Genomic DNA, 9562 nt, shown 5'->3' with positions numbered 1-9562 from the left:
CAACGTTATCCGTTGCGGCCTCCATTAAGATCTTAACTGACAAGCATTATGGCGCTGGCCATCCTTTTTTATGCACGCGACCCGTGCTGAATAGAGTTGACACACCGCACACACCGCATACACCGCACATGAAGCATTCACGCAGACCTTGTTATTAGGGTGTCTGAGGTATGATTTCCGATGCGAAGCCTTTCGCAGAAAAGACGATTCTCCGACCTTTCATTTCACTTTTGTTCAAGCCTCTGACAAAGTAGCGGCCCAATGGGCTGCGGGCGCAGCTGACATGCCTGTGGGAGGCAAAATGACCATCGGATCGGCCAGATGGCTGGGACTCAGCTACTTCACCTACTTCTTCTGTTACGGCATCTACTTACCTTTCTGGAGCGTCTGGCTCAAAGGCATAGGCCTGGATGCTGAAAAAATCGGCTTACTGCTCGGTTGCGGCATGGTGGCGCGATTTGTCGGTAGCCTGCTAATCGCCTCGCAGGTTAAAAATCCCTCTCAGCTGATTCTGGCGTTGCGGCTGCTGGCATTGATGACGTGCCTGTTTGCGTTAGGTTTCTGGTTTGGCGGCCAATGGTTATGGCTGTTACTGGTCATGGTGGGCTTCAACCTGTTTTTCTCGCCGTTGGTGCCGCTCAGCGATGCGCTGGCAGCGACCTGGACGCAGCAAATTGGCCTGGCTTATGGCCCGGTGCGGCTATGGGGTTCGCTGGCGTTTGTGATTAGCTCTGCGCTGACGGGGATGCTGGTGAGTGCCTGGTCATCACAGGCGATTCTGGCACTGCTGAGTGTGGGCTTGCTGGCAATGCTTAGCGGCATGATGTTAGTTCCTAAAACCCGGCCACAAGGTGATGCGCGGCAGGGGGCAAGCGGCGGTTGGGCGGCGTGGCGCGGTATGCTACGAGAGAACGCGGTCTGGCGTTTTATGTTATGCGTGACGCTAATGCAGGGGGCACATGCAGCTTATTACAGCTTCAGTGCCATCTGGTGGCAGGAAGCAGGCTATTCCGCATCGGTGATTGGCTATCTATGGTCGTTGGGCGTGGTGGCGGAAATCGTCATATTTGCGCTGAGCAATCGTCTGTTTCGCCGTTGGAGTGCCCGTGACCTGTTGCTACTTTCATGCTGTTGCGCGTTAGTGCGCTGGGTGATGCTGGGATCCAGCACCGCGCTGCCGCTGTTAATTGCTGCTCAGATTTTGCATTGTGGCAGCTTCACCGTATGTCACCTGGCGGCAATGCGCTTTATAGCCGCACGTCAGGGCGCCGAAGTGATTCGGTTGCAATCGCTTTATTCTGCACTGGCGATGGGGGGCGGGATTGCAGTGATGACAATGATCAGCGGCGTGCTGTTTACCCATTTACAGGGACATCTGTTCTGGGTGATGGCACTGGTGGCGCTTCCTGCATTGTTCCTGCGTCCGCGCGCCGCTTAAGCTTCCAGCAGTTGACGAATGCGCTGCTGCTGATGATAGCTTAGCGGCAGCTCGGCATGGATCAGTGGGGGGGAGAACAGCGGTAACGATGTGGCGTAAGGTGTGATCACCAGCGCCACGTCACGCGGTGCACCTTCTCGCTGAAAGTGCAGCATATCCTGATAAGTGATGTTGATGGGCAGCAGTGTTATCTCGCGGATTTGCTGCTCAAGTAATTGTTCCATTGCCGCATCCGCGCCGGTCAACAGCAGTACCTGCTTCTCCTGCAGTGCGCTATCCTGCATCAGCCAGGCCCCGAACAACACTGCCACCAGACTGACTTCCTCCGCGCTGAATTCCGTGCCGAAATCACTGCTGAAGTGGTAGAGCGCGCGTTCGGTGGTGCGCAGTAAACGTGGATAAAGACGCGCCACGTCCAATGCCACACTGTTATCGATCCCAATGGCAAAGTGACTGCGATCCAGCGCTTGCGCCAGATGCGTGAATAATTGCAATTTCAGCTCGTGCTGATTTTTGACGCGTGTCTGCGCCAGCTGTTCAAAACGGGCGATTAACGCTTCTACGGCCAGCATGAGCTGCTGCGCCTGGTGGTCTTCAAGCTGATTCCCATCCGGCGCATGAATCAAACTGAACAGCAGCGTCCAGAAGTCGGTTTCGCTAACGTCCGGCGCTAAATGGCAGCGTTTCTGCCAGTGGTGAATCACATCATCTGCGGCAGCACGCTCGGTTTTCGCTGCCAGCCATGCCCGCTGTTTTTCATTAAACAGTGCATTTTGCCGTTGGCACAGCGCGTATTTCATAAAGATTTGCAGGAACAAGCGATCGCGCGGCGTGAAATCGCGGCTTAGTCGCAGACTACAATGTCGAATTAACGCCTGCAGATTGGTTTCATCCCACAGCGCCTTTTCGATATTGAGGACTTTCAGGCGCTGACGCAGCACGGGAGCAAAATGTTCGCAGACGAAATCCTGCGACAGGCGCAGCGCGCGTCGCAGCCAATGGAGCAGGCAGAGCCGCCTGTCCAGTTCCGTCCCATGTATGCGGAAGCTGCCATCCACCATCTGGTGTAACTCCAGTTGATGGAAGCGCTGTATCTCATCACCGACATCCGCGATATCCTGTCGGGCAACGGCAGGATCAACACCATTTAACTGGCAGATCTTTTCAAGCGTTAGCGCGGGAGCAGGCAGAAACAGTAGCAATAGCAGATGACAACGACGCTGGGCACGGCTGAAGAGTGGTGCAGATGAAGGTGCAGAACTCATCAATAGTATTATCCGCGGGTCATTTTTGAGCTAAGAATAGCTAACTCCACGCGGTAACCCTGCACTTTGTCGTGACTTTTGCTCAGAGCTTTTAGGCGGGTCACAGTTTTTCTGGACCAGTATAATCTTCACTTGAGAATTGTTACTTTATAACACATGAAAATTGCGCTTATTACTTTTACGCTGTTGTTCAGTGCAGCGGCCTGGTCACATCCGCACAGCTTTATCGATATGAAAACCGAGTTCGTTAGCGACAAAGATCATCTGACGGGGATGAAAATGGTGTGGACGATGGATGAAATCACCTCGGCCGATCTGCTTTACGATGCAGGCAAGGCGAAACCGGGCGATGTGGTATGGAAAAAGCTGGCGGCTCAGGTGATGGCGAACGTATTGGGCCAGCACTATTTCTCTGAAGTCTGGCAGGATAAAACGCGGGTGAAGTTCCTGAACTTACCTAAGGAGTACAATTTGTCGCGCAATGGCAATAAAGCGGTACTGGAATTCATCGTCCCATTTGGTGAACCCCAGTCGTTGAGCGCAAAACAGTATCGCATTCAGACCTTTGACCCAAGCTACTTTGTTGATATGTATTACGATAACCCACAGGCATTAACCATGGACGACAGCGTCAAAGCACACTGTCAGATTGACCTGCATACCCCAAAACCGGATGACTCGCTCAAGCAATACGCGCTGTCGCTGGATAAAGCCGATGCGCCGCCGGAAGACATGGATCTTGGTCAGCAATTCGCGCAAACGGTAACCCTGACATGTCATTGATTTCACTGCCTTCTCGATCACGCCGTTTGTGGCCGCTATGGTTGCTGGCCGTAGTGATGCTGGCTGCCGGATTTACCTTGTGGCAGCATTGGTCGCAAATTTTGCTGCAAAGTGTTTTGTGGCAGAAAGTCCTGAATCGAGAGATGACCCAACTGCTGCAGCAAGTCGCTGAACAGCCTCAGCAGGCGGGATTGACCTTGATGCTCTTCAGTCTGGCTTATGGTGTGCTGCACGCGTTGGGTCCAGGGCACGGCAAAGTGGTCATCAGCACCTTTCTGGCAACGCATCCCGCGAAGCTAAAAACCAGCATGAAACTGACGTTATTGGCCGCACTCTTACAAGGCGGTGTGGCGATTGGTTTGGTCACAGTGATGCTGGTGGTATTGCAAACCTCATCGCGGCAGATGCATCTCGGCAGTTACTGGCTGGAGAAGGGCAGCTACCTGCTGGTAATGGCATTGGGCGTCTGGGTCGGTTGGCGCGCTTTGCGCGCTCTTTATCAGGGATTGCGTCCTGCGCCGCAAAAAATGCAGATCCGCGCCATTCGCCCGCACCATCAGCATGATGAACATTGCGGTTGCGGTCACGCCCATTTACCCAGTGCGGAACAGATGGAGCAGGCAGTGAGTGGCAAAACTCAGGCGCTGGTGGTGCTATCCATGGGCATGCGTCCCTGTTCTGGTGCCATCATGATGCTGCTGTTTGCCAAGGTGATTGGCGTATATGCGTGGGGCGTGGCTTCTGCCATTGCGATGGCCATCGGTACCGCCGTGACAGTGTCTGCAATGGGGTTGTTAGTTCAGCGTTCGCGTCGCCTGGCCGAGAGGTTGGGCGCGGCAAACGGCGATTCGCAACGGGCGAAAGTCGTTATGTCTGCACTGGCGTTAACGGGCGGGGTAGTGCTGATGTTAGCGGGGGGGTTACTGTGGCAAAGTGCACAGCCGATGATGAGTAGCGGGTTGCGTCCGTTTTAACGACGAAAAAAAAGGCGGATGTGATATCCGCCTTGTTTGTGCTTAGCGCTTCAGCGCTTCGCTCAGTTCTTCACGCATGGTCGCCAGCATGGCTTTCACAACGCGTGGGTTACCTGCAACGATGTTACCTGACATCATGTAACCGTGGTTGCCGGTGAAATCTGTCACCAGGCCGCCCGCTTCGCGCACCAGCAGTTCACCTGCGGCGAAATCCCATGGCTTCAGGCCGATCTCGAAGAAACCGTCCACACGGCCAGCGGCCACGTAAGCCAGATCCAGCGCAGCAGAACCGGTGCGACGGAAATCTGCACACTGGGTAAACAGTTTGCCGACGATGTTGATGTAAGGGGTCGCGTGCTGCTTCAGCTTGAATGGGAAGCCGGTCGCGAGGATGGTGCCATCCAGATCGCGCGCGGTGCTGCCACGCAGACGGTAGCCGTTCAGCTGTGCGCCCTGACCGCGTACAGCGGTGAACAGTTCGTTACGCATTGGATCGTAAACCACAGCCACTTCGGTGCGGCCTTTGATGCGCACTGCGATTGAAACTGAGAAGTGGGGTAAACGTTTAATGAAGTTGGTGGTGCCATCCAGCGGATCGATTACCCATTGAATGTCCTGATCGTCACCCGCCAGTTCACCGCTTTCTTCGGTGATAATGGAGTGCTGCGGGTAGGATTTGCGAATCACTTCGACAATCAGACGTTCTGCGTCGCGGTCAACATTGGTAACGAAGTCGTTGCTGCCTTTCTGGCTGGCTTCGACAGCGTCCGGGGTTTCATAATTCTTGGCAATTAAATTTCCGGCCTTGCGCGCTGCGCGCACGGCGATGTTGAGCATCGGATGCATCGGTATCTCTCGCTGGATGTTAAAGAACGGGTGAAAACGGCGCGGAGTATATCAGGGTGTTCAGCAAATGTCCTGCTTTTATGCTAGGCTACGCGCCATCATTTTCTCACCGCTCACTATTATGCTGCAAAATATCCGAATCGTACTGGTAGAAACCTCGCACACTGGCAACATGGGCTCTGTCGCTCGCGCCATGAAAACCATGGGCTTAACCAATCTTTATCTGGTCAATCCGCTGGTCAAACCTGACTCGCAGGCCATCTCTCTTGCCGCCGGCGCCAGCGATGTGATTGGCGATGCAAAAATCGTGGACACGCTGGACGAAGCGATTGCGGGCTGTAGCCTGGTTGTCGGCACCAGCGCACGTTCCCGTTCGCTGCCCTGGCCGATGCTGGATTCACGTGAATGCGGTATCAAAAGCGTGGAAGAGGGCCAGCAGGCACCAGTGGCTTTAGTCTTTGGTCGTGAACGCGTGGGCCTGACCAACGAAGAGTTGCAGAAGTGCCACTATCACGTCGCCATTCAAGCGAATCCGGAATACAGCTCGCTGAACCTGGCGATGGCAGTGCAGATCATCGCTTATGAAGTGCGTATGGCATGGCTGGAGGCGCAGGAACAGGCCAATCCTCAGCCACAAGAAGAAGAGTCACCGTATCCGTTAGTGGACGATCTGGAGCGCTTCTATCAACACATCGAGAAGATGATGCTGGACAGCGGCTTTATCCGCGAAGGCACCCCGAGCCAGGTGATGAGTAAACTGCGTCGTCTTTATACTCGCGCGCGCCCGGAACGTGATGAACTTAATATCCTGCGCGGTATGCTGGCTTCGTTCCAAAAGCCTAAAGGTGATAAGGGTAATAGTTGAGTAAAACAGTTGGTTAAATAGTTGAGTAAATTACTTGGTTAAATAGTTGACCGTTTTACTCAGGAATGGCAGACTGGCGTCAATTCATCAGATAGCCCGCCGATACCCGGACGGACGCTTACGAGGTTGTATGCTATGAGACTGACATCCAAAGGACGTTATGCCGTAACCGCTATGCTGGACGTTGCACTGCACTCAAACGAGGGCCCGGTGCCGCTGGCTGATATTTCTGAGCGTCAGGGCATTTCGCTCTCCTATCTGGAGCAGTTATTCTCACGTCTGCGTAAGCACGGTTTAGTGGCCAGCGTTCGTGGTCCGGGCGGTGGTTATCTGTTAGGTAAAGATGCCGGCGCGATTGCGGTTGGCGCGGTGATCACGGCGGTTGACGAATCTGTTGATGCCACCAAATGCCAGGGCAAAGAAGGCTGCCAGGGCGGTGAGCGCTGCCTGACTCACGTCCTGTGGCGTGATCTGAGTGAGCGCATCAGCGAATTCCTCAACAACATTACGCTGGCTGAACTGGTGAACAACCAGGAAATTCTGGATGTGGCTGACCGTCAGAACATGACCGACAACCGTCGCTTCCAGCAGCACCGTATGCAGGAAACCATTAACGTTAATCTGCGTGCTTAATCCCTTCTAAGCCCCAACCCTTGATAATTCGAGGTGCAGGAAAGCGGCAAGCGAATGAATCCCCAGGCGCTTACATCAGTAAGTGACTGGGGGGAATTAGCGCAGCCAACGCACCTGCGGCTTGAGCATGACGGGTTCACACAGCCGGGGCTGAATCGTGCTATAAAGACGTATGATTTTTTATACGGAGTTTTAGCGCAATGAAATTACCGATTTACCTGGATTACGCAGCGACAACGCCTGCCGATCCGCGTGTCGCCACCAAAATGATGCAGTTCCTCACTTTGGATGGCACCTTCGGTAACCCCGCTTCCCGTTCTCACCGTTTTGGCTGGCAGGCTGAAGAAGCCGTTGATGTGGCGCGCAATCAGATTGCTGAGCTGGTCAACGCCGATCCGCGTGAAATCGTTTTTACTTCCGGTGCCACTGAAGCTGACAACCTCGCCATCAAAGGTGCGGCTCAATTCCATCAGGCACGCGGCAAACACGTCATTACCAGTCAAACTGAGCACAAAGCGGTGCTGGATAGCTGTCAGCAACTGGAGCGTGAAGGTTTCGACGTCACTTATCTGCAACCCGGCAGTGATGGCATTATTAAGCCTGCAATGCTGGAAGCTGCGCTGCGCGACGATACCGTGCTGGTTTCCCTGATGCATGTGAACAACGAAACCGGCGTGATTCAGGATATTGCTGCGCTCGGCGCCTTGTGCCGCGCGCGTGACATCCTGTTCCATGTTGATGCCACCCAAAGTGTCGGTAAATTGCCGATTGATGTCGCCATACTGCCGGTGGATCTGATGTCGTTTTCAGCGCATAAGCTTTACGGCCCTAAAGGCATTGGTGCGCTGTGGGTGCGTCGTAAACCGAAACTGCAGATCGATGCGCAGATGCATGGTGGTGGACACGAGCGCGGTATGCGTTCCGGTACGTTGCCGGTGCATCAGATTGTTGGCATGGGCGAAGCGTACCGTATCGCACGTGAAGAGATGAGCAGTGAAATGGCACGTCTGTCGGCCATGCGCGAACGTCTGTGGCACGGTATCAGCCGCTTAGAGAATGTGAAGATTAACGGTTCGCTTGAGCAGGGCGCACCGAATATTTTGAACCTCAGTTTTGCTCAGGTTGAGGGTGAATCCTTGATCATGGCGCTGAAAGATCTGGCGCTGTCATCGGGTTCTGCCTGTACCTCGGCCAGTCTCGAACCCTCTTATGTATTGCGCGCCATGGGTGTTGAGCAGGAACTGGCACACAGTTCACTGCGCTTCTCGCTGGGGCGTTTCACCACCGAAGAGGAAATTGACTACGCCATTGAGCTGGTCAATAAAGCGGTCAGCCGTTTACGGGCATTCACGCCCGCCACGTCCCGCTAATTCATGCACTCCCTTGCGCCGGTTCTGGCGCAAGGTGACACCTAACGCAAACGGAGCTACGCGATGACAACACAACCGATGACGATTACGCTCAGCTCCCAGGCCGCCGATGCGCGCTGGGGTGAAAAAGCACTGCTGAGCAGCACTGAAAGTGGCATGACCCTTCACCTGACTGGCGCCGATGCGCTGATGAGCATCCAGCGCGCAGGGCGCAAGCTGGACGGTCAGGGGATCCGCCACGTCGCACTGAGCGGCGAAGAGTGGGATTTGGAAAAATGCTGGGCATTCTGGCAAGGCTATCGCAGCCCGAAAGGTAAACGCCAGGTAGAGTGGCCAGCATTAAGCGAAAACGATCAGACAGAATTTGATCGTCGCCTTAAAATCGTTGACTGGGTACGTGACACCATCAACCTGCCTGCGGAAGACCTCAGCCCGGAACAACTGGCGCACAGCGCGATCGATTTGATCAGCGAAGTGGGCGGTGACGCAGTGAGCTATCGCATAACCAAAGGCGAAGATCTGCGCGAGCAGGGTTATGCGGGTATTCACACCGTGGGCCGTGGTTCAACCCGCGCACCTGTGCTGCTGGCGCTCGACTTCAACCCAGGCGGCGATGAAAATGCGCCGGTATACGCTTGCCTGGTCGGCAAAGGCATTACCTTTGATACCGGTGGTTACAGCCTGAAGCAGAGCGCGTTTATGGATTCGATGAAATCCGACATGGGCGGTGCAGCGACGGTGACTGGCGCGCTGGCGTTGGCGATTTCACGTGGCCTGACCAAACGTGTGAAGCTGTTCCTGTGCTGTGCAGACAACATGGTGAGCGGTAACGCGTTCCGTCTCGGCGACATCATTCGCTATCGCAACGGCAAGACCGTTGAAGTGATGAACACTGATGCGGAAGGACGTCTGGTGCTGGCCGATGGCCTGATTGATGCCAGCGAGCAAAATCCTGAGTTACTGATCGATGCAGCAACTCTGACAGGTGCAGCGAAAACGGCGCTGGGCAACGATTATCACGCCCTGTTTACCTTTGACGATGTTCTGGCGGAATCACTGCTGGGTAGCGCAACCGGTGAAAATGAAGCCTTCTGGCGCCTGCCACTGGCTGAATTCCACCGCAGCCATCTGCCGTCAAACTTTGCCGATTTGAACAACATCGCGAGTCCGGCGCATGCAGCCGGTGCCAGCAGCGCGGCGGCGTTCCTTTCTCACTTTGTGAGCAAGTATCAGCAGGGCTGGCTGCACATTGACTGTTCTGCGACTTACCGTAAAAGCGCGGTGGATCAATGGTCAGCCGGTGCAACCGGTCTGGGTGTGCGTACCATCGCCAATCTGTTACTGAAATAAAGCCGGTGCGCATGAGTGCGCACGCTGCGTCAATATTC

9 protein-coding genes are annotated in these 9562 nt (G+C 54.7%); 7 read left to right on the top strand and 2 right to left on the bottom strand.

The window, feature by feature from the left end:
- Positions 1–301: 301 nt before the first annotated feature.
- Positions 302–1438 carry a 3-phenylpropionate MFS transporter gene (locus tag IAE30_RS23625; protein WP_038649952.1) on the top strand — a complete coding sequence of 379 codons (1137 nt, stop codon included), beginning with the start codon at positions 302–304 and terminating at the stop codon, positions 1436–1438.
- Here IAE30_RS23625 and csiE read toward each other — a convergent pair.
- Positions 1435–2703, bottom strand: a complete 1269-nt coding sequence (gene csiE / locus IAE30_RS23620) for a stationary phase inducible protein CsiE (protein WP_200681109.1) — start codon at positions 2701–2703, stop codon at positions 1435–1437. The two genes, IAE30_RS23625 and csiE, sit on opposite strands and share 4 nt — an antisense overlap.
- Positions 2704–2859: 156 nt before the next feature.
- Here csiE and IAE30_RS23615 point away from each other — a divergent pair, with 156 nt between their 5' ends.
- Positions 2860–3486: a DUF1007 family protein gene (locus IAE30_RS23615; protein ID WP_038645388.1), complete on the top strand. Its 627-nt coding sequence runs from the start codon at positions 2860–2862 to the stop codon at positions 3484–3486.
- The gene (locus IAE30_RS23610; RefSeq protein ID WP_200538085.1) at positions 3477–4460 is read left to right on the top strand and encodes a nickel/cobalt transporter; all 984 of its coding nucleotides are present in this window, start codon (positions 3477–3479) and stop codon (positions 4458–4460) included. The genes IAE30_RS23615 and IAE30_RS23610 overlap by 10 nt, the downstream gene beginning before the upstream one ends.
- A gap of 42 nt (positions 4461–4502) precedes the next feature.
- On the opposite strand, the gene suhB is transcribed toward IAE30_RS23610, so the two are convergent.
- On the bottom strand, positions 4503–5306 hold the full coding sequence (gene suhB / locus IAE30_RS23605; protein ID WP_034825653.1) for an inositol-1-monophosphatase: 804 nt from the start codon (positions 5304–5306) through the stop codon (positions 4503–4505).
- A gap of 121 nt (positions 5307–5427) precedes the next feature.
- On the opposite strand from suhB, the gene trmJ reads away from it, so the two are divergent.
- From trmJ to pepB, 4 genes are all read left to right on the top strand, one after another.
- Positions 5428–6171, top strand: coding sequence for a tRNA (cytosine(32)/uridine(32)-2'-O)-methyltransferase TrmJ (trmJ, locus tag IAE30_RS23600; RefSeq protein WP_038649961.1), 744 nt, complete (start codon positions 5428–5430; stop codon positions 6169–6171).
- Between the two features lie 135 nt (positions 6172–6306).
- Positions 6307–6804: a Fe-S cluster assembly transcriptional regulator IscR gene (gene iscR, locus IAE30_RS23595; RefSeq protein ID WP_038645393.1), complete on the top strand. Its 498-nt coding sequence runs from the start codon at positions 6307–6309 to the stop codon at positions 6802–6804.
- Between the two features lie 200 nt (positions 6805–7004).
- Positions 7005–8174, top strand: coding sequence for an IscS subfamily cysteine desulfurase (locus IAE30_RS23590; RefSeq protein ID WP_200681108.1), 1170 nt, complete (start codon positions 7005–7007; stop codon positions 8172–8174).
- 63 nt (positions 8175–8237) lie between these two features.
- Positions 8238–9524: an aminopeptidase PepB gene (gene pepB, locus IAE30_RS23585; RefSeq protein ID WP_045814925.1), complete on the top strand. Its 1287-nt coding sequence runs from the start codon at positions 8238–8240 to the stop codon at positions 9522–9524.
- The last annotated feature ends 38 nt before the right edge of the window (positions 9525–9562 follow it).

Source organism: Pantoea sp. S61 (assembly GCF_016625145.1).
GTDB lineage: Bacteria > Pseudomonadota > Gammaproteobacteria > Enterobacterales > Enterobacteriaceae > Pantoea > Pantoea rwandensis_B.
This window is presented reverse-complemented; position numbering and strand designations above follow the sequence as displayed.